The organism is Rhizobium sp. IBUN (genome assembly GCF_000510625.1).
Classification (GTDB): Bacteria; Pseudomonadota; Alphaproteobacteria; order Rhizobiales; family Rhizobiaceae; genus Rhizobium; species Rhizobium altiplani.
The window spans coordinates 254,035-278,468 of the sequence record NZ_AZNV01000003.1; the positions used below are offsets into that span (position 1 = coordinate 254,035).

The 24,434-nt window shown below is 60.9% G+C and carries 24 protein-coding genes; 15 read left to right on the plus strand and 9 right to left on the minus strand.

The annotated features are described in order from the left end of the window. Positions 1-66: 66 nt before the first annotated feature. Entirely contained in the window at positions 67-639 is a 573-nt protein-coding gene (locus tag RHIBUN_RS0105335; RefSeq protein ID WP_025658756.1) for a cysteine hydrolase family protein, read from the minus strand. Positions 640-757: 118 nt separating this feature from the next. Between RHIBUN_RS0105335 and RHIBUN_RS0105340 the strand changes: the two genes are divergently transcribed. From RHIBUN_RS0105340 to RHIBUN_RS0105355, 4 genes are all read left to right on the plus strand, one after another. After that, a complete protein-coding gene (locus RHIBUN_RS0105340) occupies positions 758-1,744 on the plus strand; it encodes a GlxA family transcriptional regulator (protein WP_025658757.1) in 987 nt (328 codons plus the stop codon). Positions 1,745-1,845: 101 nt separating this feature from the next. Further along, a complete protein-coding gene (locus tag RHIBUN_RS0105345) occupies positions 1,846-2,169 on the plus strand; it encodes a hypothetical protein (RefSeq protein WP_025658758.1) in 324 nt (107 codons plus the stop codon). Positions 2,170-2,366: 197 nt separating this feature from the next. After that, positions 2,367-2,735 (plus strand): hypothetical protein, encoded by a 369-nt coding sequence (locus RHIBUN_RS0105350; RefSeq protein ID WP_025658759.1) that lies wholly within the window; start codon positions 2,367-2,369, stop codon positions 2,733-2,735. Positions 2,736-3,487: 752 nt separating this feature from the next. After that, entirely contained in the window at positions 3,488-4,525 is a 1,038-nt protein-coding gene (locus tag RHIBUN_RS0105355) for a 4-hydroxyproline epimerase (protein WP_025658760.1), read from the plus strand. Between the two features lie 3 nt (positions 4,526-4,528). Here RHIBUN_RS0105355 and RHIBUN_RS0105360 read toward each other — a convergent pair whose 3' ends face one another. Beyond that, positions 4,529-5,011, minus strand: coding sequence for an RbsD/FucU domain-containing protein (locus RHIBUN_RS0105360; RefSeq protein WP_025658761.1), 483 nt, complete (start codon positions 5,009-5,011; stop codon positions 4,529-4,531). Next, positions 4,995-6,242 (minus strand): ROK family transcriptional regulator, encoded by a 1,248-nt coding sequence (locus tag RHIBUN_RS0105365; protein WP_018857692.1) that lies wholly within the window; start codon positions 6,240-6,242, stop codon positions 4,995-4,997. The genes RHIBUN_RS0105360 and RHIBUN_RS0105365 overlap by 17 nt, the downstream gene beginning before the upstream one ends. 233 nt (positions 6,243-6,475) lie before the next feature. Here RHIBUN_RS0105365 and RHIBUN_RS0105370 point away from each other — a divergent pair, with 233 nt between their 5' ends. The 6 genes from RHIBUN_RS0105370 (at position 6,476) to pyrC (ending at position 11,725) form a co-directional block, all read left to right on the plus strand. Beyond that, on the plus strand, positions 6,476-7,501 hold the full coding sequence (locus RHIBUN_RS0105370) for a sugar ABC transporter substrate-binding protein (protein ID WP_018857691.1): 1,026 nt from the start codon (positions 6,476-6,478) through the stop codon (positions 7,499-7,501). 152 nt (positions 7,502-7,653) lie between these two features. Beyond that, positions 7,654-8,718, plus strand: a complete 1,065-nt coding sequence (locus RHIBUN_RS0105375; RefSeq protein ID WP_018857690.1) for an ABC transporter permease — start codon at positions 7,654-7,656, stop codon at positions 8,716-8,718. A 1-nt stretch (position 8,719) separates the two neighbouring features. Further along, positions 8,720-9,502: an ATP-binding cassette domain-containing protein gene (locus RHIBUN_RS0105380; RefSeq protein WP_018857689.1), complete on the plus strand. Its 783-nt coding sequence runs from the start codon at positions 8,720-8,722 to the stop codon at positions 9,500-9,502. Then, positions 9,499-10,125, plus strand: coding sequence for a nucleoside triphosphate hydrolase (locus RHIBUN_RS0105385; protein ID WP_025658762.1), 627 nt, complete (start codon positions 9,499-9,501; stop codon positions 10,123-10,125). The genes RHIBUN_RS0105380 and RHIBUN_RS0105385 overlap by 4 nt, the downstream gene beginning before the upstream one ends. Positions 10,126-10,243: 118 nt before the next feature. After that, a complete protein-coding gene (locus tag RHIBUN_RS0105390; protein WP_025658763.1) occupies positions 10,244-10,594 on the plus strand; it encodes a DUF805 domain-containing protein in 351 nt (116 codons plus the stop codon). 90 nt (positions 10,595-10,684) lie between these two features. Next, complete coding sequence (gene pyrC / locus RHIBUN_RS0105395; RefSeq protein WP_025658764.1) at positions 10,685-11,725, plus strand: dihydroorotase; 1,041 nt, start codon at positions 10,685-10,687, stop codon at positions 11,723-11,725. Positions 11,726-11,811: 86 nt separating this feature from the next. On the opposite strand, the gene RHIBUN_RS0105400 is transcribed toward pyrC, so the two are convergent. Continuing rightward, the gene (locus tag RHIBUN_RS0105400; RefSeq protein WP_025658765.1) at positions 11,812-12,294 is read right to left on the minus strand and encodes an anthrone oxygenase family protein; all 483 of its coding nucleotides are present in this window, start codon (positions 12,292-12,294) and stop codon (positions 11,812-11,814) included. 213 nt (positions 12,295-12,507) lie between these two features. Between RHIBUN_RS0105400 and RHIBUN_RS0105405 the strand changes: the two genes are divergently transcribed. Continuing rightward, complete coding sequence (locus tag RHIBUN_RS0105405; RefSeq protein WP_025658766.1) at positions 12,508-13,158, plus strand: TetR/AcrR family transcriptional regulator; 651 nt, start codon at positions 12,508-12,510, stop codon at positions 13,156-13,158. Positions 13,159-13,199: 41 nt separating this feature from the next. On the opposite strand, the gene RHIBUN_RS0105410 is transcribed toward RHIBUN_RS0105405, so the two are convergent. Beyond that, positions 13,200-14,471 carry an MgtC/SapB family protein gene (locus RHIBUN_RS0105410; protein WP_025658767.1) on the minus strand — a complete coding sequence of 424 codons (1,272 nt, stop codon included), beginning with the start codon at positions 14,469-14,471 and terminating at the stop codon, positions 13,200-13,202. 239 nt (positions 14,472-14,710) lie between these two features. Between RHIBUN_RS0105410 and RHIBUN_RS0105415 the strand changes: the two genes are divergently transcribed. Both RHIBUN_RS0105415 and RHIBUN_RS0105420 read left to right on the plus strand, forming a co-directional pair. Then, complete coding sequence (locus tag RHIBUN_RS0105415; protein WP_025658768.1) at positions 14,711-15,400, plus strand: orotate phosphoribosyltransferase; 690 nt, start codon at positions 14,711-14,713, stop codon at positions 15,398-15,400. Between the two features lie 90 nt (positions 15,401-15,490). Beyond that, the gene (locus tag RHIBUN_RS0105420; protein WP_025658769.1) at positions 15,491-16,417 is read left to right on the plus strand and encodes a carbohydrate kinase; all 927 of its coding nucleotides are present in this window, start codon (positions 15,491-15,493) and stop codon (positions 16,415-16,417) included. Between the two features lie 6 nt (positions 16,418-16,423). Here RHIBUN_RS0105420 and RHIBUN_RS0105425 read toward each other — a convergent pair whose 3' ends face one another. Next, positions 16,424-17,224, minus strand: coding sequence for an alpha/beta hydrolase (locus RHIBUN_RS0105425; protein WP_025658770.1), 801 nt, complete (start codon positions 17,222-17,224; stop codon positions 16,424-16,426). A gap of 159 nt (positions 17,225-17,383) precedes the next feature. On the opposite strand from RHIBUN_RS0105425, the gene RHIBUN_RS0105430 reads away from it, so the two are divergent. After that, positions 17,384-17,668, plus strand: a complete 285-nt coding sequence (locus tag RHIBUN_RS0105430; RefSeq protein ID WP_018857679.1) for a BON domain-containing protein — start codon at positions 17,384-17,386, stop codon at positions 17,666-17,668. 88 nt (positions 17,669-17,756) lie between these two features. On the opposite strand, the gene pgi is transcribed toward RHIBUN_RS0105430, so the two are convergent. Both pgi and RHIBUN_RS0105440 read right to left on the minus strand, forming a co-directional pair. Further along, positions 17,757-19,382: a glucose-6-phosphate isomerase gene (gene pgi / locus RHIBUN_RS0105435; protein ID WP_025658771.1), complete on the minus strand. Its 1,626-nt coding sequence runs from the start codon at positions 19,380-19,382 to the stop codon at positions 17,757-17,759. A 138-nt stretch (positions 19,383-19,520) separates the two neighbouring features. Beyond that, the gene (locus tag RHIBUN_RS0105440) at positions 19,521-21,221 is read right to left on the minus strand and encodes a long-chain fatty acid--CoA ligase (RefSeq protein WP_025658772.1); all 1,701 of its coding nucleotides are present in this window, start codon (positions 21,219-21,221) and stop codon (positions 19,521-19,523) included. A 247-nt stretch (positions 21,222-21,468) separates the two neighbouring features. Here RHIBUN_RS0105440 and RHIBUN_RS0105445 point away from each other — a divergent pair, with 247 nt between their 5' ends. Then, entirely contained in the window at positions 21,469-21,861 is a 393-nt protein-coding gene (locus tag RHIBUN_RS0105445; protein ID WP_018857676.1) for a PRC-barrel domain-containing protein, read from the plus strand. 119 nt (positions 21,862-21,980) lie between these two features. Here the strand turns inward: RHIBUN_RS0105445 and RHIBUN_RS0105450 are convergent, their stop codons facing one another. Then, positions 21,981-24,431 (minus strand): glycoside hydrolase family 2 protein, encoded by a 2,451-nt coding sequence (locus RHIBUN_RS0105450; RefSeq protein ID WP_025658773.1) that lies wholly within the window; start codon positions 24,429-24,431, stop codon positions 21,981-21,983. Between the last annotated feature and the right edge of the window lie 3 nt (positions 24,432-24,434).

Sequence of the window (24,434 nt, forward strand, 5' to 3'; positions counted from 1 at the left end):
GACGATGGAGGTCATCTGGGCTCTTCAGAGTCAGCCCGCGTCGAAAGGCGCCCGATGCCGCCCCCTCTAAGCCGTGACCCTCAATTCGCCGCGCATGGCGAGTGCCTCGTTGGTCGAGAGCACGGAGGCGTAGGCGAAGGCGAGTGCCGCCATGAAGGCCGCATGCGCTTGCGCGGCAGGGACGAGCGTGCCGTTGAATTCGAGGTCGCGCGTTGCGCAAGCGTCATGGATGACCGTCACCCGATAGCCGAAATCGTTGGCGGCCCGCGTCACGGCGTCGATGCACATGTGGCTCATGCTGCCGGCGACCGTGACGTCCTCGATACCATGGCGGTCGAGTGTCGCTTTCAGATCCGTTTCACGGAACGAGTTGATATGGTTCTTGACGATGATGGGCTCGCCGGGTCGGTTCAGCACCTTCGGATGAATCTGGGCGCCCTCTGAGCCGGCCAGGAAAAAGGCGGCATTCTCGCTCGCCGACTCATGTCTGACGTGAACGACAAGATCGCCTGCATCTCGAGCAGCCGCGATGATGCGCGCCGCATTGTCGGCAGCCGCCTCGGCACCGCTCAACGGCCATTTGCCGTTCGGAAAATAGTCGTTCTGAATGTCGACGACGATGAGGGCTTGCTTGCTCATGTGCTTGTGTCCTTTCGGTCCTTCGCGGGGCGATCGCCGGCCGTTGATGGACAAACTATGTCTGAATCGCCATGGTGTGGATTGGCGAAATTGACATTATCGAGGCGAAAACTGACAAATGAGCCAAACCGACGCGCCGGCCGAGATCGGCATCCTGCTTTATCCGAACGCCCAACTCGCAGCCGTCCACGGTCTGACCGATCTCTTCCACCTGGCCAATCGGTTCGCAACTGCCCGGCAGCCGTCAGGAGGCCCCGCCCTGCGCGTCAGCCATTGGCAAGGGGCAGAAACCTCGGCGGCGGTCGCGCGCGTCTTCGATACGGCACCCGGCACTCCCGGATCGCCGGCCGTGCTCATCCTGCCGCCGAGCTTCGGCGACCCGATGACGTCAGAGCAAGCCGCTCCGCTGGCGCAATGGCTTCGTGCGCGGCATGCCGAGGGAACGACGCTGAGTTCCGTCTGCGTCGGCGCCTTCCTTCTTGCTGAAACGGGCCTTCTGGCGAACCGTTTGGCGACGACCCACTGGGTCTGCGCGGACGCGCTGGCTCAGCGCTTTCCCGAGGTGAGGGTCGACGCCGACAAGCTTATCATCGACGATGGCGACGTGATTACCGCGGGCGGCCTGATGGCCTGGACCGATCTCGGCCTCAAACTCGTCGACAGATTGTTGGGATCGACGATCATGCTCGAGACCGCGCGCTATCTTCTCGTCGATCCGCCGGGCAGGGAGCAGCGCTACTACAGCAATTTCTCGCCGCGTCTCAATCATGGCGACGAGCAGATCCTCAAGGTACAGCACTGGCTGCACGCGAGTGGTGCGCGCCAAGTGACGCTTGCGGTGATGTCGGAGCGTGCCCGCCTGGAGGAGCGCACGTTCCTGCGTCGTTTCCGCAGGGCGACCGGCCTTCGCCCGACTGAGTATTGCCAGCATCTGCGGATCGGCAAGGCCCGCGAAATGCTGGAGTTTTCCAACCGCACGATCGAGCAGATTGCGGGTGCGGCCGGCTACGAGGATCCGGGCGCGTTCCTAAAGGTGTTCCACAAGATCACTGGGCTATCGCCCGGAGACTACCGCAACCGCTTCGGATTGACCGGGCGGGCATGAAGGCTGCTGCAGAGCTGACGCGCTAGCTTGGCGCAATATTGCGATGCCATGGTGAACTTGGCGCTGCGTGCAGCGGTTCGTGGCGCATGGCCGGAGGGAATATGTTGTGGGGTATGGGGCGAGCGTTTGCGTTGTGCGTGGTCGTTGCGGCGCTTTCCGGTTGCGTCGACGCCAACGCGCCGACCCTCGTGCCCGTGGCTGCGCCTTTCGATCCACCGCTCAATCCGCCGGGCATCGCGCATCACATCTGTGTCGCTGACGGCAATTTCATGTATCGCGAGGCGAAGAAGCAATACGAACTGCGCGCCGGAATGGCCGGCGCTCCGATCGATCCGGCCCAAGAGGAAGCGAATGCGACCGCTGCCGCGCACCGGCAGTATGTCGCGTGCCTGTCGAGCCAGGGATACCGAATCGCAAATAGATGAGTTTGCGGGCCTCCTGAGTTCCGAGGCCGGATCGCTTGATCCGCCATGCCAGGATCGAGTGCGCGCTGTAAAAAATCAGGACCCACACATCACGCGCAGTCGCTGCCGATCACGAATGCAGGAACCCGCGTGTGATGGCGGAACTTTGCTACGGTAGAACGCATTTTTCTAAGGTAAATCCAGAAGGAGGATTTATCATGAAAATGTTCAGCTTCGCTTCCACTCTCTCGGCCGGAACTCTTCTCGCGCTGGCATCAATCACTCCCGTCCAGGCGGCACCTGTGCAGCAGGTTCCTCTCCCAAGTGCCTCGAACGTTGAGATGGTGCAGTACAATCAGCGGGCAGGTCACTTGAACGGCTATCGTGGCTCGCGCACCGAGCGCCCCGGCACCCGCCGCGGTCCGGATGGCTACTGGTATCCGCTGGCAGCCTTCAGTGTCGAGGGCGGTACGACCGGCTCGATCGGCACTCAACCGGCACGGCCGATGCAGCGGCAAACCTACTGTCAGAACACATTTGGCGGCACCAATGGCGATGGCAGCATGCCATGCGATAACGGCTATTGATGGGGTTGGGCCGAGGGAAAGGCGAGACGAATTCTCGGCTTTCCGTCATCTTCTTCCTTCAATGGTGATGTTTTTCTGTGTTTGCGGTCTCCAGGCCAACCAGGAGATCTGCGGTGCCCCGAGATCGTTTCGGGACGGCATTACCCGATTGCCGTCTCTCGCCGCAGCACAATCTCACGGCCGACGTTGTTTAAGAAAAATTGATCAGTCGATCAAATATGCCGCAAAAAGAGGCTGCAAGATTGGTGGAGCTATGCGGGCACTGCAATGCTGCATTGCGGTAATCTCCCTGTTCCTGATCGAAACAATGGGCTATCTATTACCTCGAAGGCAGCGCACTCCTCCTCCCAGCGCTCCTTCATCGGACTGACAACACTCCTCCTCCCAGTTGTCAGTCAGGATCAAGAGCCCGGTGCACCTCCTCCCGCACCGGGCTCTCTTCTTTTTCGGTCCTTCCTGCAAATCATCAGCGCTGTGCCGGCCCAGTTTTTCTGGAGCTGCGGTACGCTGGCTTAATGCCGTCAGCCGCAGTGTCGCCTGGGAGTTTTTCACCGGCGGAGATTCCCCGTAGGCAATCGACTGCGATCTGATATATCAGGAATTGGCTGCAACGACACTCACGCGCCTGCGGATAGGCGAGATCTGAACCAAGCTCATCGGCGAAATGCAGGATTGCTGCCGGAGGGTGTCGACAATATTGCCGGACAATATTCGCGTGATGGCGAGATCACGCGCTTGAGAGGAGTTGACGAATGAGATGGAAGCGCACGATCCAGCTTCTGGATGTCCACGCGGAAGGTGAAATCGGCAAGGTCGCGATCGGCGGTGTGCCGAAGATCCCCGGCAATACGGTCGCCGAACAGCTGAACTGGCTGAACACCGATCCGAAGGGCCAGGAACTGCGCCGCTTTCTCTGCCTCGAGCCACGCGGCGCGCCGATCGGCTCCGTCAATCTGCTGTTGCCGCCGAAGCATCCGGATGCCGATGCGGCCTTCATCATCCTGCAGCCTGACCAGGCGCATGCAAGCTCGGGCTCGAACTCGATCTGCGTCACCACCGCATTGCTGGAATCAGGCATCGTCGAGATGAAGGAGCCGGAAACCATCGTCACGCTGGAGACGGCCGCGGGCCTCGTCAAGGCGACGGCGACCTGCCGCGACGGGCGCTGCGAGAAGGTCAAGCTCACCATGGTTCCGTCCTTCGTGCATGAGCTCGACGTGGACGTCGACACCCCGCACTGGGGCAAGATCAAGGTCGATATCTGCTACGGCGGCATCTTCTACGCGCTGGTCGATGTCGGACAGATCAACCTGACGATCGAGAAGGGCAATGCCGCGGCGCTTGTGCAGGCCGGCATGGTGCTGAAGGAGCTGATCAACCGCAGCATCGAGGTTGTCCATCCGGAAATTCCGGCGATCTCGGGCGTTGCCTACGTCATGTTCCGCGACCTCGAGGCGGACGGCACCGTTCGTACCTGCACGACCATGTGGCCGGGGCGCGCCGACCGCTCGCCCTGCGGCACCGGCAATTCCGCCAACCTCGCAGCACGCCATGCGCGTGGCGAGGCAAAGGTCGGCGACATCTTCAAGTCGCGCTCGATCATTGGTTCGGAGTTCGAGGTCGGTCTGCTGGCGGAAACCGAAGTCGCCGGCCGTGCCGCGATCATTCCGACGATCGCCGGGCGTGGCTTTACCTTTGGTCTTTCGCAGGTCGCGCTCGATCCCTTCGATCCGCATCCGGGTGGCTTTGCCCTGACTGATATCTGGGGGCCATTGGCAGGGGAAATCTGACGCTCAATAGGTAAAGGGGTCGACCTCTGCCTTTTCAACGGCGTGGTCGCCCGCCTGCTCTGGGTAGATGACGCCCTTCCGCAGGATGACGTTGGCGTAAAGTCGCGGTTCGCTTGTTTGGATGACGGCGTGAGCGGTCCGAACGCGATTGTAGAAGTCAGCCCCGACCAGCGGCACGACCTGCCGGTGTGGCTCGTGGCGGGCGCAGCAATCGATTATCTCTTCATGAACAGGGTCGAGCTTGTCGCGCTCGGCCTTCACGGTCGACCGGAAAATCGCATCCGGAACGAAGTCGTCGATCGGCAGGACGCTGAGAACAGCATCGAGCACGGGTACGATACCGTGGCCATCGAGGCGGATCAGCCGCCTTGCATGTTCGACACCGGGATAGTTGCCGTCAACGATGGCGATTTCGTCGCCATGCCCCATGGCGCGTAAGGTCGAAAGCAAGTCCGGGCTCAGAAGTGGGTTAAGTCCCTTCAGCATATTCGACCTCTTTGAATAGAACGTTCTGGTCCGTAAGGTAGCGCGCGAAGATCGGCAGGCTGGCGCCGCCGATGGCGCGCGCATGAGCGCCGACCGCGCCTTCGATAATGTCCGGCATGACAACGCCCTGCAGATCGAGCATCGCTGCTTCATGGATCGTCGCTTGCACAATCCGTTCCCGTACCCATCCGGGAAAGCCACCGTCGATGACGGCCGCACTGAAGTCGATGATCGAGGCCGCGGCGACGATTGCCTGTGCGAGCGCTTTGGCGGTGTCCTGGATCCACGTCTCAAGAGGCTCACCGAAGTCGATCCAGTCGTCGGCCGAATACCAGAGCGGCTGCGGGTCAATGCCGCGCTCGCGCAGCATGTTCTCCAGCACGAAGATCGAGGCAACTTCGAGCAACTGCAGTGTTTCGCCGTTCTTGCCGCGAACGGGAAGGGGGCCGATGGCTCCGGCTGTGCCAGTGCGACCGGAAAAGATTGCCGAATTGAGAACGATACCGCCGCCGATGAAGGAGCCGATGAAGAAATAAACGAAATCGGGATAGGACGGCCCGATACCGAACACGAGTTCGGCGCCGCAGGCACTTGTCGCATCGTTCTGCAGGTAGACGGGGTAGGGCACGCGGGCGGCGATTTCTGCGTGGAGATCGAAGTCGCGCCACACGTCCATTGCGCCTTTGGGCGATCCCACTTCCTCTTCCCAGTTCCAAAGCTCGAAGGGTGCTGCGATGCCGATGCCGGCAATGCGGCTGCGCTGCTGCTCGTCCAGCCGGCTTTCAAGCTCGCGGATGCCTGACGTAATGAAATCCAGGAAAACCTCGGGCAGCGGATAGGCATAGGTTTGGTGAAGCTGCAGGCGGATATTGCCCACGAAATCCATCAGCACCAGGTCGGCGCTGCGTCGGCCCATCTTTACGCCGAACGAGTAAACGGCGTCGGCATTGAGGCGCATCGGGATCGAGGGTTGGCCGACGCGCCCGCGCACCGGCTCGCCGCGAGAGAGCAGCCCTTCCTTCTCCAGTGCCCGCATGATGACCGACACCGTCTGTGCCGAAAGGCCGGTGCGGCGTGCGATATCCGCCTTCGACTGGGAGCCGTAAAGGCGCACCAGCGACAGCACAAGCCGCTCGTTATAGGCGCGGACCCTGATCTGGTTCGCGCCGCCCGCAGGACTCGATATAGGCGGTTGGGCCGGTGTGTGAACCGGACCGTCTAAAGACGACATTGGCCGCTCCTCCCGTCTCGTGGCCTATGCGCTATTTTTGCTCAGCATGCCATAGCGAATTAATAATTCAATTGGATTTATTTATTGACAAGGCGATTTCTTTCGCTCTTAATTACCCTCGTCAAACGGCACAGAACGGCTTGGAGGAGGCCCGTCGGCGAGACTGCAGCGTTCTCGTGCTCGTCAATTCCGGCACCGCCAGGGGGTGGGTCGGCTATTTCTGGGAGGATTAAATGAAGAAATCAGTGCTTTCCGCAGCGCTTGGCGCGCTCGCCCTCGGTGTCGCCTTCTCGGCGCCGGCAATGGCCGCGGATGTTTCCGCCTGCCTCATCACCAAGACCGACACCAACCCCTTCTTCGTCAAGATGAAGGAAGGCGCGACAGCAAAGGCAAAAGAACTCGGCGTGACGTTGAAGTCCTACGCCGGCAAGATCGACGGTGACAGCGAAAGCCAGGTTGCCGCGATCGAAAGCTGCATTGCCGATGGCGCGAAAGGTATCCTGATCACCGCATCCGACACGAAGGGCATTGTCCCGTCCGTCAAGAAGGCACGTGATGCGGGCCTCCTGGTGATCGCCCTCGACACGCCGCTCGATCCCGCCGATTCTGCCGACGCAACGTTCGCGACCGACAACCTGCTCGCCGGCAAGCTGATCGGCCAGTGGGCCAAGGAAACGCTTGGCGACAAGGCAAAGGATGCCAAGGTCGGCTTCCTCGATCTGACGCCGTCGCAGCCAACCGTCGACGTTCTGCGTGACCAGGGCTTCATGATGGGCTTTGGCATCGACACCAAGGATCCGAACAAGATCGGCGACGAGGACGATGCGCGCATCGTTGGCCACGACGTGACGAACGGCAACGAAGAAGGCGGTCGCAAGGCTATGGAAAACCTTCTGCAGAAGGATCCGAGCATCAACGTCATCCACACGATCAATGAGCCGGCTGCTGTCGGCGCCTATCAGGCCCTCAAGGCTGTCGGCATGGAAAAGAACGTGCTGATCGTTTCGGTTGATGGCGGTTGCCCGGGTGTCAAGTCCGTCAAGGACGGTGTCATCGGCGCCACCTCCCAGCAGTATCCGCTGCTGATGGCTTCGCTCGGCATCGAGGCGATCAAGAAGTTTGCGGACAGCGGTGAAAAGCCGAAGCCGACCGAAGGCAAGTCCTTCTTCGACACCGGCGTTTCGCTGGTGACAGACAAGCCGGTCTCGGGCCTCGAGTCGATCGACACGAAGGTCGGCACCGACAAGTGCTGGGGCTAAATCCCGCGATATAACTTACTGCCGGCCGGGGCTTGATCCCCGGTCGGTTTCGACCGACCATGGCTGCTGTCTCGGGAACCGGCAAACAAAGACCGGTGTGATATGGGGCAGGGCTTCCGCGCGCGGTTTGGCGCGAAAGCGGAGGAGGAACAATGACTGGAGCACAGGACTTCGAACGGGTGCTTGACGGCAGCGACAAGAATGTCGCGTCGTTTGAACATCAAGCCGTACCATTTGTGAAGCGTGCGCAGCATTTCTTGCACTCGACACCGGCCGCTGTGCCGCTGATCGTGCTGGTGCTGTCGATCATCATTTTCGGCATCGCGATTGGCGGGCGGTTCTTTTCGTCCTACACGCTGACGCTCATTCTCCAGCAGATCGCCATCGTCGGTATCCTGGGGGCCGCGCAGACGCTGGTCATCCTGACCGCTGGCATCGATCTTTCGATCGGTGTGATCATGGTCATCTCGGCCGTCATTATGGGCAATTGTGCCATCACCTATGGCATCCCCACACCGATCGCCGTGCTGGCCGGCATGCTGGTAGGCGGCCTCTGCGGTCTCCTGAACGGTTTCCTCGTCGCGTTCATGAAACTGCCGCCGTTCATCGTGACGCTCGGTACGTGGAACATCGTGATGGCCACGAACTTCATCTATTCCGCCAACGAAACGATCCGCGACACCGATGTCGACGCGCAGGCGCCGTTGCTGCATTTCTTTGCGATCAGCTTCAGGCTCGGCAGTGCAGTCCTGACGCTCGGCGTCATTGCCATGGTGCTACTTGTCCTTGCGCTCTGGTACATCCTCAATCACACCGCCTGGGGCCGCCACGTCTATGCCGTCGGCGATGATCCGGAAGCGGCAAAGCTTTCAGGTATTCAGACCAAGAGCGTGCTGCTCACCGTCTACACCGTCTCTGGCATCATCGCCGCCTTCGCAGCCTGGGTCTCCATCGGCCGCAACGGCTCGATTTCTCCCTCGTCTGCGGTAACGGATTATAACCTGCAGGCCATCACGGCGACGGTGATCGGCGGTATCTCGCTCTTCGGCGGCCGCGGCTCGATCCTCGGCACACTCTTCGGCGCGATGATTGTCGGCGTCGTCTCTATGGGCCTCAACATGCTCGGCGCCGATCCGCAATGGAAGGTGTTGCTCACCGGCGTGCTTATCATCGCCGCGGTCGCAATCGACCAGTGGATCAGAAAGGTGTCGGTGTAATATGGCGAACGAACCTCTCCTCTCGGCACGCGGTCTGGTCAAGCGCTACGGACGCGTTACCGCACTCGATCATGCCGATTTCGATCTGTACCCCGGCGAGATCCTGGCAGTCATCGGCGACAACGGAGCCGGCAAGTCCTCGCTCATCAAGGCGATCTCGGGCGCCATCAGCCCCGATGAGGGCGAGATCACGCTGGAAGGCAAGCCTGTGCATTTCAAGTCTCCGATGGAGGCGCGCGATGCCGGTATCGAGACGGTCTACCAGAACCTCGCTCTATCACCGGCGCTTTCGATCGCCGACAACATGTTCCTCGGCCGAGAGATTCGTCGGCCGGGCATCCTTGGCAGTTGGTTTCGCATGCTCGATCGCCCGGAGATGGAGAATCGCGCCCGCACCAAGCTTTCCGAGCTTGGCCTGATGACCATCCAGAATATCAACCAGGCCGTCGAAACGCTCTCGGGCGGTCAGCGGCAGGGTGTGGCGGTCGCGCGTGCTGCAGCCTTCGGTTCCAAGGTCGTCATCATGGACGAGCCGACGGCTGCCCTTGGCGTCAAGGAAAGCCGCAAGGTCTTGGAACTGATCCTGGACGTGCGCTCGCGCGGTCTGCCGATCGTGCTGATCTCGCACAACATGCCGCATGTCTTCGAGGTTGCCGACCGTATCCATATCCACCGGCTCGGTCGCCGCCTGACGGTCATCAATCCGAAGGAATACACGATGTCCGATGCGGTGGCCTTCATGACCGGCGCCAAAGCCGCGCCGACGGAGCCGGTTGCCGCATGAGTGCAACGATCGATGAAATCGCCGGCGAGGTCATCGATCGCGCCGGTGACACCAAGCGCTTCCTGATCGCCATCGCCGGCCCGCCCGGCGCTGGCAAGTCCACCATGGCGGACAACCTGGCCGACACACTGAAAGCCAGGGGCGAAACGGCCGAGGTCCTGCCGATGGATGGCTTCCATATGGACAATGCCATCCTCATTGAACGCGGTCTTCTGGCGCGCAAGGGTATCCCGGAAACCTTCGACGTCAGGGGCTTTCTCGATATCATCCGGGCCGTGCGTCCCGCCGACCAGGACGTGCTGATCCCCGTCTTTGACCGGTCCAGGGAAATCGCCATCGCCTCGGCGCGTGTGGTTTCGCCGGAGCATCGCTTCATTATCGTCGAGGGCAATTACCTGCTCTTCAGCCAGGGCAAATGGGCAGAGCTCGAAGGTATCTTCGACTACTCTGTCATGCTCGCCCCGCCGATCGAGGTGCTCGAGGAACGGCTGTGGGCGCGTTGGCGCGGCTACAAGCTGACAGAGGAAGAAGCGAGCGCCAAGGTCTACGGCAACGATTTGCCTAATGGTCGATTGATTCTTGGCAATCGCCGCAGGGCCGATGTGACGCTCGAGATCGCCTGACCTGTCTGGCGGTCTGGCTGAATGCCGGGACTTGCATCGCCTGATGGAATCGTTGCAGGCTCACCTTCAATACAACTTTTGCGGTTTGGCACCCTGTGTGGACATGAAGGAAGAGCGCATGAGTTTCACGGAAGCAGTCTCATCAGTCTTCTCTAAATACGCGGTTTTCAGCGGCCGCGCCGGTCGCCCGGAATTTTGGTGGTTTGCGCTCTTCAACGTCATCGCCACGGTGATTCTGGGCGCCGTCGACTATCTTCTCTTCGGCCGCGAAATACTCGGCGCCGTCTATGGGCTTGCCGTGCTGCTTCCGGGTCTCGGCGTGGCGGTCCGCCGCCTCCATGATATCGGCCGCTCCGGTTGGTGGATTCTCGTCGGCATCATTCCGCTGGTGGGCTGGATCGTTCTGCTCGTGTGGTATCTCACCCCCGGCACGCCCGGCTCCAACGAATATGGTGCAGCACCAGCCTGAGTGTCGCGGGCAAAGTGTTTGCCATGGCCCGCTTCGGGGTGATAATGCGCAGGGCTGAACCTTATAGGCCAGCCTCCGGAGTTCCAGCGCATGCAATCGATCACCATCCGTCGCCCAGATGATTGGCACCTGCACCTGCGGGACGGCGCCATGCTGGAAGGTGTGATCGGCGATACCAGCCGCGACTTTGCCCGCGCGATCATCATGCCGAACCTCGTGCCGCCGGTGGTGACCACGGCGGACGCCGAAGCCTATCGCGGTCGGATCATGGCAGCGCTGCCGAAGGGCGACAAGTTCCAGCCGTTGATGACGCTCTACCTGACGGAACATACGAATCCCGATGATGTCGAGGCCGGCAAGACGAATGGGCTGATCACGGCGGTCAAGCTCTACCCGGCCGGTGCCACGACCAATTCACATGGCGGGGTGCGTGACATCGAAAAGGCGATGCCGGTGCTGGAGCGCATGGCCAAGATCGGCCTGCCCCTCTGCGTCCACGGCGAGGTGACGACGCCTGAGGTCGACATTTTTGACCGTGAAGCGGTGTTCATCGAGACGGTGCTCGATCCGATCCGCAAGCGCTTGCCCGAACTCAAGGTGACGATGGAGCACGTCACCACGAAGGACGGCATCGACTACATCAAGTCCGCGAAGGGTGGTCTCGCAGGCTCGATCACCACCCACCACCTGATCATCAACCGCAACGCCATCCTCGTCGGCGGCATTCGCCCGCACTACTATTGCCTGCCGGTGGCCAAGCGCGAAAACCATCGTCTTGCGCTGCGTGCCGCTGCAACAAGTGGCGATCCGCGCTTCTTCCTCGGTACGGATTCGGCGCCGCATGTCGATCCCTTGAAGGAATGTGCCTGCGGCTGCGCCGGCATCTATACTTCGATCAATACGATGAGCTGCCTTGCGCATGTCTTCGAGCAGGAAAATGCGCTCGACAAGCTCGAAGCCTTCGCGTCGCTGAACGGACCTACCTGGTATGACCTGCCGGTCAATGAAGAGAGAATAACGCTGGTCAAGCGTAACGACCCCGTCAGTTTTCCCGCCAAGATCGAAACCGGCGCTGGCTCCGTTACGGTTTTCGATCCGATGTTCCCGCTCCATTGGGATGTCGAGCGCTAAAGCGTTCTATTAACACGCAATTTTCTGCCGCCCTTCTTTAAGGGCGGCAAACTGTCTGAGAACGCGCGTACTGCAGTCCCTCCCGTTTAGATGAGCATCAAGGCGCGGACGAAGGCCATGGATGCGAGCAGCGAGGCGATTGTCCTCACATGGTTCCACCACGTCCAATCCTTGAGATAGCTCGCCCAGAGCGCGGTCGCCTCGGCGCCGCCACCACCGACTTTCGCCAGCGCGTCGTTCATCGGCACGTTGAAGACGATCGTCGAGAGGAACGATGCAAAGATATAGAGCACCGCTCCGGCCAGCATCCAGACGCTGATGCCTTCGCGCAAGTTGAAGAATGCGAAGGCAGCGATCACAAGGCAGAGGACCACGGTCGGCACGAAAAGCAGCATGAAGGGCGAGCGCACGATCGTGACGTTGATGGAGTTCATGGCCGCTATGCCCTGTTCGGCGGGAATGCGGGCGAACGACGTCATGATGAAGGTCGAAAAGGCAAAGAAGATGCCGGCGACGAGGCCGCTACCGATCGCAGCCGCCGCCAGAACGATCCCGAGAACCAGTGTCATTTTCATATCCTCCACGGGCCATTGGCGGCAGCATCACGCAGATGGGGCCGAAAATCCTTGGCGGGGCGGTCGAAATTTACTGGGTCCCGCGCGTCGATGAGAATGGAATGCCGCATAAGAATACACCTCCGGCAAAAACAAGAGAAAGTCTCTCATTTGTAAAATGAGATAAGCTCTCTTATTTTCATCGTCAAGAAGAAAACGGAGAGTGGAATGGGCGAAGAGGTTTCCGTGAGCCCTAGAAGACGGCCGGAATCAATCGGCCAACCGCGCAGGATTCCGCAGCAGAAGCGCGGGCGGGAGCGCTTCGAGAAGATCCTTTCGGTGGCGCTCGAGCTCATCGAAAAGAATGGCAGCGATGCGCTGAAGATGAGCGAGATCGTTGAAAAGGCAGAGCTATCCTTCGGGGCGCTCTACCAATATTTCCCGGACAAAAGCTCGATCATCCGCACACTGGCCGAACGCTTCAACGAGCAGGGCAGGGCCTGCGTCGAAGCCGAGCTTGCGGCGGTAAGGGACGCGGCGACGCTGCGGCAGGCACTTTGTAACATCGCCGACCAGTATTACGACTTCTTCCGGCAAGAGCCGGTGATGCGCGATATCTGGGTCGCCACCCAGGCCGATCGGCTACTGCAACAGATCGATGCCGAGGACATGGAGTTTCATGCTCAGGCGCTGCTTTCGGTTCTCGCCACGCTGGAACCAGGGCGGAGCAAGGGCGAACTTGTCGCCATTGCCAGGCTGACCATGCAGCTGCTGGCAGCCGCCGTCCGCTATGCGATCTCGCTGGATGATACCGAGGGACGGGCTGCGATTGCGCTTTATCAGCGAATGCTCCCGATCGATATCGGCCGGTTGTCGTAGTCAGGGCGACTGGTGGAACTGGTCACGCCGGTCCAATTGCTTCAGGCCGGCAAAAAGCTGCGCGCCGCGAAATAGCCGATGGCTCCGAGCGCGACCGCCACGACCGAAGCCAGCCCGAGCGCCATCGCGTACTCCCGCCGGCCGGCGGTGAAGGCAAGCACCACCTTTGTCACCGCGTTGACCGCGACGGCGATCAGAATGACGTCAGCCGCCTTAATCACGTCGATCGTCGAGCCGGCGAGGCGCGCGGTGGATAGCGTGATGGCATCGACGTCGACGAGGCCGGAGATCGCCGCCACGACGAAGAGCGCGGACGGGCCGACATATTCGATCGCGATCTTCGACACGAGACTGATCAGGCCGAGCAGCAGAGCAAAGGAAATGACCGTGGTGAGCTCGAAGGGGTTCTTGAGGTCGATCTCCGGCGCCTTTGTCGCGGTCTCCGAACGCCAGACCGAAAACAGCGCCGCTGCCAGGAAACCGATGATTGCAGGGACCAGCGCGGCGGCGAGGGGCGCCAGCAAGGTGAAGGAAAGCGCGCTGGCGATAACGAGAACGCGGACGAAGGAGAGGGCGCCGGCAATGCCTGCCCCTGCCGCAAGGTGGCGTGCGCCCTCCGGCGCCTTCGCCGAATAGCGGGCGAAGGAAAGCGTCAAGGCGGTGGACGAGACAAGCCCGCCCGCGGCACCTGCCAGCAGAACGCCACGGCCCGGGCCCATCAATCGAATGGCGGCATAGCCGGCGAAGGACAGGGCTGCGATGGTGATCGTCAGCAGCCAGAGCGAGTAGGGGTTGAGCGCGCCCCAGGGATCCAACGCCCTGTTAGGCAATAGCGGCAAGGCGATGACGGTCATTGCAAGCAGCACCAGCGCCGAGCGGAGCTCCACCCACGTCAATCCTCTGAGGAAGCCATGCAGGCTATGGCGAGCCGCAAGAATGACCGTGGTCGCGACACCGCCGGCTGCCGCGGTAACGATGTCGCCGACAGCTGCCAGAAAGCCGAGCCCGAACACCACCAGGGCGGCTACGACCGAGGTGATGCTGTAGTCTTCGTTTTCCTTCGTCTCCTGCCACTTGCCGGCAATGTAAATGGCCCCCAGAAGCACGGCGATCGTCGCAGGCAAAAATGGGCCGGTCATCGATTGAAGCGTTCCGGCTATTCCGCCGAGAAAACCGGTAAGGCCGAACGTCCGGATGCCCGCCGCTCTGCCGCCAGCGCGAATGTCGCGCTCCTGCCATCCCCGCTCGACCCCGACGAGCAGGCCAATAGCAAGGGCGACGCCGAGCCGCTGAAAAACCTCAATATGCTCCATGACGTGACGATATCGCCGCCGCGCCGGCGCGCAAGCGCAAATAACTGAAAGAATTGATGCATTGCTGGCTCAGCGCAACGAAGGCGGTGCCTTCAGGCACCTCTGGACGGATGCCCGGCCGACGTCTTCAAGCGCTGTCGCGTTTTTTGCCCTCATTGACGGCGTGGAATCGCTCGCCGTTCTGGAAAACTGCCGCGCTTGCTGCTATTGGCCCATAAATTTGACCAAAGGAGAGAGCGATGATCCAGACGACATTCACCGACCGCGCCGTGATGGCGGAACTCGTGGCGAAGATGCTCTGGGAGATCAAGGCGGTGCACTTCAATGCAGCGCAGCCCTACAAATTCGCCTCCGGCATGGCGAGCCCGGTCTATATCGATTGCCGCAAGCTGCTCTCCTTTCCGCGCGTGCGCTCGACCGTGATGGATTTCGCCGCCAGCGTCGTTCTGCGCGAAGCCGGTTTCGAGCAGTTCGATTGCGTGGCCGGTGGCGAGACTGCGGGCATCCCATTTGCAGCCCTTCTCGCCGATCGCCTCAGCCTGCCGATGATCTATGTCCGCAAGCAGCCGAAGGGTCATGGCCGCAACGCGCAGATTGAAGGCAACATGCCGGAGGGCTCACGCGTCCTCGTCATCGAGGACCTGACGACGGCAGGCGGCAGCATGTTCAAGTTCATCGATGCCGTCAGGGCTGCTGGCGGCGTGGTCGATCATGGTATCGCCCTGTTCTATTACGGTATTTTCGATGAAGGCGCGCTGCGCTTTGCCGATGGCAAGGTGAAGCTGCACTATATCGCCACCTGGCGCGATGTGCTGGCCGTCGCCAAGGCGCAAAAGCTGTTCGACGAGAAGACCTTGAGCGAAGTCGAAGCCTTCCTCGATGCGCCGCTTGCCTGGTCGGGACGCAATGGCGGCATTTCATCACTTTGAATGAAGAATTGCGTCGCGGCGCTTTGCTTTTGCCACGAAATTATCTAATCGATTTGAGCATCGATGGATCGTAATGCTTGGGAGGCCGGAATGATTTTGTGCTGTGGCGAAGCGCTGATTGACATGCTGCCGCGGGAGACGACTCTGGGCGAGAAGGGCTTCGCTCCATATGCAGGGGGCGCGATCTTCAACACGGCGATCGCACTCGGACGCCTCGGCATTCCGACAGCCTTCTTCACCGGCCTCGCCGACGATATGATGGGCGAAATCCTGCGCGATACGCTGAAGGCGAGCAATGTCGACTTCAGCCTCTGCGCCATCACCCCACGCCCGTCGACGGTCGCCTTCGTCAAGCTGGTCAACGGCCAGGCAACCTATGCCTTCTACGACGAAGGCACGGCCGGGCGCATGATCACGACCGACGATCTGCCTGTCCTCGGCGACGATTGCGAGGCGTTGCATTTCGGCGCGATCAGTCTCATCCCGAGCCCCTGCGGCGAGACCTATGAGGCGCTGCTCGACCGCGAATGCAACAAGCGGGTGATTTCGCTCGATCCGAACATCCGCCCGGGCTTCATCAAGAACAAGGACGCCCATATGGCGCGCATCAAGCGCATGGCGGCGAAGTCCGACATCCTGAAATTCTCTGACGAGGATCTGGAATGGTTCGGCCTCGAAGGCAGCCATGACGACCTGGCGGCCTACTGGCTGAAGCAGGGCGCCAAGCTCGTGGTCATCACCAAGGGTGCCGAGGGCGCGTCGGGCTACACCAACGAGCGCAAGGTCACCGTGCCGAGCGAGCGCGTCACTGTCGTCGATACCGTCGGCGCTGGCGACACCTTCGATGCCGGCGTGCTTGCCTCGCTGAAGATCGACGATCTCCTGACCAAGGAAAAGGTCGCTTCGCTCAGCGAAAAGGCGCTGCAGAACGCGCTTTCGCTTGGTGCCAAGGCCGCTGCCGTCACCGTCTCGCGCGCCGGCGCCAATCCGCCCTGGGCGAAAGAAATCGGCCTCTGAGACAGGCTATAGCCGATCGAGAAAGGCGAGCACTTCGCGGTTGAAGTGCTCTGGCCGCTGCAGCGGCGCGAAATGGCTGACCTCCGGAAGCAGGATGAGTTCGGCATCGGGAATGCTGCGGGCCAGATAATCGGCGTGCTCGCGCTTGATGAACTCGTCATTGTCTCCGAGCACGACCGCGACCGGCACCTTGATGCCAGCGAGATCGGTAGCCGTATAGTTTGGCTCGCTTGCCATCATCTTCGACACATCGCCCACGAAGCTCTCGAAGGCATCGGGCGTGGCGGATAGCGCCTGATAATCCTTCCGATGACGACTGAAGCAGCGATCGATGACCGGTGTCGGCTTGAATTCAAGCGTGCCACTGGGATCCATATTGCAGGCGAAGAAAAACACACCGGGTACCCGCTCTGGCCGCTGGTCGGCGAGGATCAGCGCCGTACAGGCCCCGTCGCTCCAGCCGACAAGGGCGGACTTCGTAAGCTCAAGGCAATCCATCACCGCAAGAACGTCGCCTGCCATCTGGGCATAGTGATAGGGGCGCATGTCGCGCGTGCTGCGGCCGTGGCCGCGACTGTCGATAACGACGACCTGTCGGCCCGCGGCGACCAGTGCCGGCACCTGATAGCCCCAGTTCCCCGCATTGCCGAGCCCGCCATGCAGCAGGATCACGGCTGGGCCGGAACCGTAGGTCGCATACCAGATGCAAGCGCCGTCGTTCTCGACGAAGCCTTCGCGCTGCGGCCTTGGCAGGGGCGCTGCGCCATGTGCTTCGAAATTCAGAAGCTCGTCGTCGGTCACATCCATTCAACCTCTCCTTATAGCGATGTACCTAAGACGCATCGTGAAGCCGAATTTCGACATTGACCAAGCGCTACCACAAGACAAATGCCGGCGCATGTCATACTTAATAGACTGCTAATATTGCGGCCTGTAGCTTCAGCGTTTAACGTTGGAGGAGAAGAAATGGTTCTACGCGTTGATGGTCAAGGCTGGTCGCTCAGCAGCGTCGAAGCCGGACATTGTTCGGCGGCGACCAAAGCCGCGGTCAAGTGCGCACTGGAAGCGTCATCGGAGTTCGACAGCACGCAGATCGTTGTTTCAATGCTTGGCGATTTCGTGGTGCTTGAAGGCTTCGTCCGCTGTCGCGGAGATGACGAACTAGCCGCGGATGTCGCCGCTGCCATCGTCGGATCGACTCAGGTTCACAATCGACTGATATGTCGAGGCTTCCCGAAGAGGTCGAACTAGAGGACGGGCTTTAAGCCCTCAAGTCAATTCCCAGACTGTGTAAAGCTCCCGCGGCCAGCCGCGGGAGCTTTTTGATCTCAATGCTCTGTTACTTGGCAAGTTTTGCCAGTGCGGCAACGAGGCCCTGCGTCGAGGAGTCGTGGCCGGCAGCGCTTTCCTTGCCTTCCACGACAGGCAGCAGACCAGTCGCCAGTTCCTTGCCGAGTTCGACGCCCCACTGGTCGAAAGAGTTGATGCGGAACAGCACGCCTTCGACGAAGACTCGGTGCTCATAGAGCGCGATCAGGCGACCGAGCGCGTAGGGCGTCAGCTTGTCGTAGACGAAGGTGATCGACGGGCGGTTGCCGGTAAAGACACGGTGCGGTGCGATGAAGTCGGCCTTCTTGTCGTCCATGCCCTTGTCGGTCAGCTGCTTCTTCGCCTCGTCGAAGGTACGGCCCTTCATCAGCGCTTCGGACTGCGCAAGCACATTCGATATCAGAAGCTCGTGCTGGTGGCGCAGATTTGGCTCGAAGGCGTTCGCCGCGATCATGAATTCGGCCGGGATGACGCTCGTGCCCTGGTGGATCAGCTGGTAGAAGGCGTGCTGGCCATTGGTGCCGGGCTCGCCCCAGACAACAGGACCGGAATTACCCTCGACGGGCGTGCCGTCGATCGTAACACCCTTGCCGTTCGATTCCATGTCGAGCTGCTGCAGATAGGCCGGGAAGCGCGACAGGCGCTGGTCGTAGGGCAGGACGGCACGGGTCGGATAGCCGAGTACATTGCGGTGATAGAAGCCGATCAGGCCGAGCAGCATGGGCAAGTTCTTGGTGATCGGTGCGGTGCGGAAGTGGTTGTCGACGGCATGGGCGCCCTCGAGAAACTTGATGAAATTTTCCGGGCCGATGGCGATCATGATCGGCAGGCCGATCGCCGACCAGAGGGAGTAGCGGCCACCCACCCAGTCCCAGAAGCCGAAGACGCGTTCGCTCTCGATGCCGAAGGCCGCGACCTTGTCGAGTGCGGTCGAAACGGCAGCGAAATGATGCTGGACGGCGGCCTCGCCGAGCGCGTCGGCGATGAACTTGCGCGCCGTTTGCGCGTTCGTCATCGTCTCTACGGTCGTGAAGGTCTTGGAGGCGACGATGAACAGTGTCGTCTCGGGCTGAACGAGCTTCAACGTGTCGGCGATATGGGCGCCGTCGATGTTGGAAACGAAATGCGCGCGCGGTCCATCATGGAAGGGCGCCAGCGCCAGCGTTGCCATCACGGGGCCGAGGTCAGAGCCGCCGATGCCGATGTTGATGACGTCGGTGATGGCCTTGCCGGTCGCGCCCTTAAGACTGCCAGAGCGGATGCCATCGGCGAATTTGCCCATGGCGCCAAGCACGGCGTTGACATCAGGCATGACATCCTTGCCGTCGACAAGCACCGGCGTATTGGAGCGGTTGCGTAGCGCCGTGTGCAGAACGGCTCGGTTTTCGGTGAAGTTGATCGCCTTGCCGGCGAACATTTCGTCACGCTTGACTTCAACGCCGCCCGTCTCCGCGAGCTTGACCAGGAGAGCCAGGATCTCGTCGTTCACGGCCGTCTTGGAATAATCCATCAGGAGGTCGTCGAGCGACACGCTGAAGCGCGAGAAACGCTGCGGGTCGGCGGCAAAGGCGGCGCGCAGATCGGTTGCCTTGGTGGCGGCTGCAGTGCTCTTCAATTGTTCGACGATGGCATTCATGGGAGGCTCCTTTGCAGGGCGAGAGGGTCGCGGAAACTATTCGCTTTGTAGGGCGCAAATCAAGTTCGGCGACCTCTCGGAACGCAAAAAAGTCATCTGAACAAACGGATGGCTCATAATTTCACGCGACCGTCAAACTTAGCCGCGCAGATCCTTGCGCAGGATTTTTCCGACTGGCGTTTTCGGCAGTTCGGTGCGGAATTCCACGAAGCGCGGCCGCTTGTAGTTGGTGAGGTTTGCCGCGCAATGCGCCTTGACGTCTGCCTCCGTCAACGCCGGGTCCTTGCGAACCACGAAGAGCTTCACGGCTTCGCCGGAATGCCCGTCGGGGATGCCGACAGCCGCCGCCTCGAGGATGCCGGGATGCATCGCCGCCACTTCCTCGATCTCGTTCGGATAGACGTTGAAGCCGGAGACAAGGATCATATCCTTCTTCCGGTCGACGATCTTGGTGTAGCCGCGCGCATCCATGAAGCCCATGTCGCCGCTGCGGAAATAGCCGTCCGGCGTCATCACGCGGGCGGTCTCCTCCGGTTTGTTCCAGTAACCAGCCATCACCTGCGGGCCGCGGATACAAATCTCGCCGATCTCACCAAGCGGCAGCGAATTGCCGTCCTCGTCGCGAATGTCGAGATCGGTGGATGGAATCGGTAGCCCGATGGAACCGGTGAACTCTGCCGAATCGAAGCGGTTGGCGGTGGCGACCGGCGATGTCTCGGAGAGACCATAGCCTTCGGTGATATGGGAGCCGGTGATCTTCATCCACCGCTCGGCGACCGGTCGCTGCACCGCCATGCCGCCACCGAGCGACATCACGATGGAGGAAAAGTCGAGCTTGGCGAAATCGGCGTTGTTCATCAGCGCGTTGAAGAGTGTGTTGAGGCCGGGGAAGATGTGGACCTTCACCCTGCCGAATTCCTTGACCAGCGCCGGAATATCGCGCGGGTTGGCGACGAGGATATTGTGGGCGCCGAGCGACATGCCCATCAGCGAATTCACCGTCAGTGCGAAGATATGATAGAGCGGCAGGGCACACAGGAAGTTCAGAACCTCTGGGCGCGGCTTCTTGTCGAAAGCCGATCGCAGCCACAGTTCGAGCTGCAGCTTGTTGGAGAGCAGGTTCCGGTGCGTCAGCACCGCGCCCTTGGCAATGCCGGTCGTGCCACCGGTATATTGCAGAAAGGCGATGTCGCCCCCCGTCAGGCTTACAAGTTTGAAAGGTTGGCCGGCACCTTCCGCGAGCACCTGCTTGAAGGTCTTGTGCTGCGGAATAGACCATGAAGGAACGAGCTTCTTGACCCTGCGCACGAGCAGATTGACGATCAGCCCCTTGGCGCCCAGGATCTCGCCGAGCGACGTGACGACGACATGGCGCACATCGGTTTTGACCAGTACCTGCTCGACCGTTCGCGCGAAGTTTTCGAGCACGAAGATGGCCTTGGCGCCCGAGTCGCGCAGCTGATGTTCCAGTTCGCGGGGTGTGTAGAGCGGATTGACATTCACGACCACGAAGCCGGCCCGCAGGATCCCGTAAACGGCGACCGGATTCTGCAGAACGTTCGGCATCATGACGGCAACGCGGTCACCCTTCTCGAGGCCGATGCTCTGCAGCCACGCTGCAATCTTGCGGGTCTGGCTCTCAAGCTCGCCATAGGTCAGCGTCTTGCCCATGCTGGAAAAGGCGATGCGATTGGCATAGCGCGCGCAGGATTTCTCGAGCAGTTCCGCAAGCGATTCGTATTCCAGCGGTGGAAGCTCTGCCGGCACGCTGTTGGGATAGGTCGCAAGCCAGGGCTTTTCGGGCTTCGCACCGCCTGGATGGACGGAAATGCTGTTCATATGGTCTCTCTCCCTGTCGCTGCCGGCCGGTCCCACCGGCAAGCCGATTGGACGATCCTCCATCTTCCAACGCGGCAGCTTATGTCATCGCCTGAATGGTTCAAGCTGAGAATAGAGCTACACTAACCTTAACGTAAACGTCAATAATCATGTATTGGCGGTTGCTGTGAGTAAATTGGGAACATCGAGTGCGGGGCAGCGTTTTTTCTCCGTGGGCCAACCACGAGGAAACAAAAGGAGGTGCACCATGCTGCATCAGGACGCTGACAAAACCCGCCGTGACCCAAATGTGAAGGACACACCGACACTGATTGCCAGCGACCGCGTGGAAGGCACCCGCGTCTATGGAGCCGATGGCAAGCATATTGGCTCTATTGAAAGATTGATCCTCGGCAAGCAGGATGGCCGCGTTGCCTATGCCGTACTCGAGTTCGGCGGCTTCTTGGGCATCGGCCACGATCACTATCCGCTGCCGTGGGAAAAGTTGACCTACGATACCCAGCTGGACGGCTATCGCATCGATCTGACGAAGGATCAGATCGAGGGCGCGCCGAGCTATGCGGACGATGACGACACCTGGTACAACGATAATGGCCGCCGAGTTTACGACTACTACGGCGTGCCTCCCTACTGGATGTAACGTCGTCCGCACACGCGCGGTCCCTTGATCGCGCGTAGATGCGCTGCGCCGCACTCTGCCCACTTGGCGCGCGGCGTGGTAAAACGACCTGGATGGGCCCCGTCGCAGACGGGGCCTTTTCAGTGTGTGGCGACGAGATCGTTGGCGGAGCGCAACACGGTGCCAATGCTGATGTCGCTTACCGACATCGCTTTTGCAGTCCGTAGCGCGAATATGTGACTTTCCCCCGGCAGCAGCGTTACCAGCATCGAATCGACGACGCCATCAGGATCGAGCCGGTCGGCCATCAGGCAAAGGTCCTTCAGCAGGGTCTCCGCTGTCACCTTCACCGCATATCCATCCGTCGTGGCAGTTAGCTCGATTGACGCCCGCGGTGCCGGGAGCTTCAAATCGATGTCCTCGACAAAATAATGGAATGCGCGCCGGTCGAGCATCTGCACGACGATCAGCTCGTCACCGGCATTGTCCGGCGTTGCGATATCCGCCGGCAGCGGAAACTCCTTCGCTTCGAAGCGGTCGCAGAGCAGCCGCCAGAACTCGAATTCGGCGAGCACCGTACCATCAAGCCGCAGGCGCTTGCCCGATATCTTCGCCCGCCAGAACAGCGTGCGCTCGTTGACGGCGACGGCTGCCAGCCCGCCATTGCGTGGCTGGATGGTCAGCAGTCTGGGATCGAATGCCTGTTGCATCGCATACCAGAGCGGTTTGCGCCGTCCTGCCGAGTCGAGCGCCGCCCATGAGGTCACTGGCCAGCAGTCGTTGAACTGCCAGACGACGGCGCCCTTGCAGATGGCGCGGTGCGAGCGCATGTGCTCGATCGCGAAGCGGATGGCGCGTGCCTGGTTGAGCTGCGTCGCGAAATGCCAGTCGTCCATCGTCCGTGGCACCGGCAGATGCCCGGCGAGACCGCGGATCAGCTTGTCGTTGCCCTGTGTCGCCTTCTGATGATGGAATACGCCGTTCGAAACAGGTGTCAGCGGCGTGTCATGGACGCTTTCCTCGATCGTCGCCCAGTTCGGAGGCGCCTGCCAGCCGAATTCCGAGCAGAAGCGAGGGATGTAGTTGCGATAGACCTCGTAGCCGACATCGTTCCAGACATCCCAGATATGCTTGCAGCCGTGCTCGTCCGCGTTCGGCTCGATCTCCATTGTCCCGGAGTAGGGGCTGCCCGGATAATACGGCCGATCTGGGTCCAGCTCGGCGCAGAGCTTTGGCAGAACATCGAGATAGTAGCCGAGCCCCCAGCTTACGCCCTCCTTGATGATCGGGCGCCATCCCCATTCGTCGAAGCCCCAGATGTTCTCGTTGTTGCCGTTCCAGACAATCAGCGACGGATGTGGCATCAGGCGCACCACATTGTCGCGCACCTCCGCCTCGACCTCGCTGTGCAACGGTTGTTCTTCCGGATAGGAGGCGCAGGCAAACAGGAAGTCCTGCCAAACGAGCATCCCCGCGCGGTCGCAGGTCTCGTAGAACTCGTCTCGCTCGAAGATGCCGCCGCCCCAGACGCGCAGCAGATTGATGTTTGCAGCCTTCGCCTCCTCGATCTGGGAAGCATAGCGCTCGGCGGTTACCCGTGGCGGAAAGCAGTCGTCCGGAATCCAGTTGGCGCCGCAGAGGAAAAGCGGCACGTCGTTGATGACGAAGGTAAAGGCGGAGCCGTGTTCATCGGGTGCTGTGTCGAGTCTGACGGAGCGGAAGCCGATCTGCTTAGAGTAGCTGTCGAGTAAGTCGTCGCTTACGCTATTCCGCAATTCGACCTGCAGCGGGTAGAGTGGCTGTGCGCCAAGGTGATGCGGCCACCAGATCTGCGGCGCTGGAACAGTCAGCTGGAACTCGACCGCATCGGCTCCTTCCGCCAACTCGGCGACGTGGCTGACGCCGGCAATGCTCGCGACGATCTTCGCGCCAGCGCCGTCGCGGCGCTCGATACGAGCGCGAACCGTCACGAGCCCCTCGCCGCCTGCAAGCGTCGCCGAAACCCGCGTCTCCGCAAGCCGCGCCCGCTCCCAGCTTTCCAGCCGCACCGGGTTCCAGATCCCCGAGGTCACCAGCGTCGGACCCCAGTCCCAGCCGAAGTTGCAGGCCATCTTGCGCATCAGGTTGCCAGGGCCGGGATAGTTGTTCGGCCGGTAACCGTAATGCGCCTCCATCTCGGCGCCGTAGGCATAAGGGGAGCGGAAGGTCACAACGAGTTCATTCGCGCCCTGCTTCAGCCGCTCCGACACGTCGAAGCGATAGGTGCGGTGCATGTTGAAGGTGCGGCCTAACTCTTCGCCGTTCAGCACGATCGTCGCGACCGTATCGAGGCCTTCAAACACCAGAACCTGGACTTTTCCGGCATCCGGCACTGCATCGAAGCTGCAGCGATAGGTCCAGTCTTCCTTGCCGATCCAGTCGTTGGTGATCTCGTTGACGTCGAGATAGGGGTCCGGGATCAGACGGTTGGCCAGAAGGTCGAGATGTACGCAACCCGGCACCTGTGCAGGAATTTCGGCCGGCAGGTCGCGTCGACCGGCAACGTTGCAGGAGAGCGTCCAGCCACGGTTCAATTCGGTCTTTTCAATCATGTG

Bases quoted from the DNA above. Each gene is read 5' to 3' on its own strand.
- RHIBUN_RS0105420 (WP_025658769.1), top strand. From the start codon at position 15,491: ATGATTTTGTGCTGTGGCGAAGCGCTGATTGACATGCTGCCGCGGGAG.
- RHIBUN_RS0105380 (WP_018857689.1), top strand. From the start codon at position 8,720: ATGGCGAACGAACCTCTCCTCTCGGCACGCGGTCTGGTCAAGCGCTAC.
- RHIBUN_RS0105440 (WP_025658772.1), bottom strand. From the start codon at position 21,221: ATGAACAGCATTTCCGTCCATCCAGGCGGTGCGAAGCCCGAAAAGCCC.
- RHIBUN_RS0105425 (WP_025658770.1), bottom strand. From the start codon at position 17,224: ATGGATGTGACCGACGACGAGCTTCTGAATTTCGAAGCACATGGCGCA.
- RHIBUN_RS0105355 (WP_025658760.1), top strand. From the start codon at position 3,488: ATGAGATGGAAGCGCACGATCCAGCTTCTGGATGTCCACGCGGAAGGT.
- RHIBUN_RS0105405 (WP_025658766.1), top strand. From the start codon at position 12,508: ATGGGCGAAGAGGTTTCCGTGAGCCCTAGAAGACGGCCGGAATCAATC.
- RHIBUN_RS0105340 (WP_025658757.1), top strand. From the start codon at position 758: ATGAGCCAAACCGACGCGCCGGCCGAGATCGGCATCCTGCTTTATCCG.
- pyrC (WP_025658764.1), top strand. From the start codon at position 10,685: ATGCAATCGATCACCATCCGTCGCCCAGATGATTGGCACCTGCACCTG.
- RHIBUN_RS0105375 (WP_018857690.1), top strand. From the start codon at position 7,654: ATGACTGGAGCACAGGACTTCGAACGGGTGCTTGACGGCAGCGACAAG.
- RHIBUN_RS0105410 (WP_025658767.1), bottom strand. From the start codon at position 14,471: ATGGAGCATATTGAGGTTTTTCAGCGGCTCGGCGTCGCCCTTGCTATT.
- RHIBUN_RS0105360 (WP_025658761.1), bottom strand. From the start codon at position 5,011: ATGCTGAAGGGACTTAACCCACTTCTGAGCCCGGACTTGCTTTCGACC.
- RHIBUN_RS0105350 (WP_025658759.1), top strand. From the start codon at position 2,367: ATGAAAATGTTCAGCTTCGCTTCCACTCTCTCGGCCGGAACTCTTCTC.
- RHIBUN_RS0105385 (WP_025658762.1), top strand. From the start codon at position 9,499: ATGAGTGCAACGATCGATGAAATCGCCGGCGAGGTCATCGATCGCGCC.
- pgi (WP_025658771.1), bottom strand. From the start codon at position 19,382: ATGAATGCCATCGTCGAACAATTGAAGAGCACTGCAGCCGCCACCAAG.
- RHIBUN_RS0105345 (WP_025658758.1), top strand. From the start codon at position 1,846: ATGTTGTGGGGTATGGGGCGAGCGTTTGCGTTGTGCGTGGTCGTTGCG.
- RHIBUN_RS0105365 (WP_018857692.1), bottom strand. From the start codon at position 6,242: ATGTCGTCTTTAGACGGTCCGGTTCACACACCGGCCCAACCGCCTATA.
- RHIBUN_RS0105400 (WP_025658765.1), bottom strand. From the start codon at position 12,294: ATGACACTGGTTCTCGGGATCGTTCTGGCGGCGGCTGCGATCGGTAGC.
- RHIBUN_RS0105370 (WP_018857691.1), top strand. From the start codon at position 6,476: ATGAAGAAATCAGTGCTTTCCGCAGCGCTTGGCGCGCTCGCCCTCGGT.
- RHIBUN_RS0105390 (WP_025658763.1), top strand. From the start codon at position 10,244: ATGAGTTTCACGGAAGCAGTCTCATCAGTCTTCTCTAAATACGCGGTT.
- RHIBUN_RS0105430 (WP_018857679.1), top strand. From the start codon at position 17,384: ATGGTTCTACGCGTTGATGGTCAAGGCTGGTCGCTCAGCAGCGTCGAA.
- RHIBUN_RS0105335 (WP_025658756.1), bottom strand. From the start codon at position 639: ATGAGCAAGCAAGCCCTCATCGTCGTCGACATTCAGAACGACTATTTT.
- RHIBUN_RS0105445 (WP_018857676.1), top strand. From the start codon at position 21,469: ATGCTGCATCAGGACGCTGACAAAACCCGCCGTGACCCAAATGTGAAG.
- RHIBUN_RS0105450 (WP_025658773.1), bottom strand. From the start codon at position 24,431: ATGATTGAAAAGACCGAATTGAACCGTGGCTGGACGCTCTCCTGCAAC.
- RHIBUN_RS0105415 (WP_025658768.1), top strand. From the start codon at position 14,711: ATGATCCAGACGACATTCACCGACCGCGCCGTGATGGCGGAACTCGTG.